The sequence below is a fragment of the Verrucosispora sp. ts21 genome (assembly GCF_002879555.1).
Taxonomy (GTDB): Bacteria; Actinomycetota; Actinomycetes; order Mycobacteriales; family Micromonosporaceae; genus Micromonospora; species Micromonospora gifhornensis.
In genome coordinates, this window is record NZ_PNOZ01000173.1 from 1 (window position 1) to 918 (window position 918).

Consider the following 918-nt stretch of genomic DNA (forward strand, 5'->3'; position numbering starts at 1 on the left):
GGGAGCGCGGCGGGGGGTGGGGTCGGTCAGGAGAGGGCGGCTCGGATGGTGGCGACGATGTGGGACGGGCGGCGGTAGAGGTCGCGGTCCGTGAAGTAGCGCATCCGCCAGCCCTGCGCGTCGAGCCAGTTGACGCGTTCCCGGTCGTACCGCAGGGCATCGCGATCCAGGTGGCTGAGGCCGTCGTACTCGATGCCGACCCTGCGCTCCCGGTAGCCCAGGTCAAGGCGGTAACGCAGCGCGCCGTAGCGGTCCGGAACCCACAGTTGCGGTTCGGGTGGAGGCAGCCGGCCGTCCAGCAGCACCAACCGCAGTTGGCTCTCCTGACGGCATTCCGCCCGCCCGTCCGCCAGCGGCACCAGTTCGCGCGCCTGCCGCACCCCGCGCAGCCCGCGATGCGCGTACACCTCGGCGAGCAGATCGTCCGGCGTCACCGCCTCGGCGCGCAGCGCAGAATCCAGGACGGGAAGGGCATCGAACCGCGACACGGTACGCGCGAGGTCGATCGCACAGCGCGCCGCCGGTACGCACGGCAGGCCCTGCACGAGGACCGGCTGCACCGGCAGCACGCAGTGATGCACCACCAGCCCGGGCAGTCGAGGTTTCGGCACGGTGGGTGGCACCTGGACGTGCACGAGATCGTCGCGCAGTACGCCGAATCCGTGCCGCCGGGCCGCAGTCTGCCGGGCCAGCATGGCCCCCGCCGGCAGACACAGCAGGAGCGCCCGTAATTCGTCCTCGTCGTCGACGGGCTGATCGGCGTAGACACCTCGCCGCACCCGGCGCAACTCCTCCCGGCTGAGCCGGGTACGAAGACGACGGGCGGTCAGTGTGCGCATCAGGGTTTCCACCCGCCACAGTTGAGCAGTCATCCCGGCACCCTGCCCCGCAGCCCGCCCGCCCCTCCACCCCACACCC

The 918-nt window shown here is 71.8% G+C and carries 1 protein-coding gene; it reads right to left on the bottom strand.

Features of this window, described 5'->3' with window-relative positions; all coding sequences use genetic code 11:
• Window positions 1-26 precede the first annotated feature (26 nt).
• Window positions 27-918: type IV toxin-antitoxin system AbiEi family antitoxin (locus C1A38_RS30400; protein ID WP_353505543.1), on the bottom strand; the 892-nt coding region annotated here is incomplete at its 5' end.